Below are 490 nucleotides of genomic sequence, written 5' to 3'. Positions count from 1 at the left end.
CGCCCGCTGATGAGGTAACCGAGCGGCTCTTCGCGGACCACCTGCCGTTCCCCGACACCCCCGACGTGGACCTCGTCATCCGCACCTCCGGCGAGCAGCGCATCTCCAACTTCATGCTCTGGCAAGTTGCCTACTCCGAGTGGATCTTCCCCGAAGTGCTCTGGCCGGACTTCCGAGCCCCCGAGTTCCTCGCGTGCCTACATACCTACCGGCGCCGCGACCGCCGCTTCGGCGGCGTGCCGCTCCGGACGAACGGAGACCCATCATGACCACCGAAACCACGGACACTGCCGACGAGGCACCCCTGTTCGGCCCGGAATCGCAGTTCAGCGCCTTCTTCGACGACCCACGCTGGGCGCTGGCCATGATCCGCGCCACCGTGTTGGAGGCCGCTCACCCGCAGATCGGCGCCGCCCTCGTCGACAACTCCACCTTCGTCGCCCACCCCTGGCGCCGGCTTCGCAACACCTTCCTCAGCATGCGGCGCATG

2 protein-coding genes are annotated in these 490 nt (G+C 67.8%); both read left to right on the top strand.

Annotated elements, in window-relative coordinates:
- Positions 1-269 (top strand): undecaprenyl diphosphate synthase family protein (locus BHU15_RS14410; protein ID WP_141726821.1); only part of this gene is annotated, 269 nt, incomplete at its 5' end.
- The coding region (locus BHU15_RS41335; RefSeq protein ID WP_255293108.1) for an oxygenase MpaB family protein at positions 266-490 on the top strand (225 nt) is incomplete at its 3' end. The genes BHU15_RS14410 and BHU15_RS41335, both read left to right, overlap by 4 nt.

It is taken from the genome of Streptomyces niveus (genome assembly GCF_001723055.1).
In the GTDB taxonomy this organism is placed as follows: domain Bacteria; phylum Actinomycetota; class Actinomycetes; order Streptomycetales; family Streptomycetaceae; genus Streptomyces; species Streptomyces niveus.
This window is presented reverse-complemented; position numbering and strand designations above follow the sequence as displayed.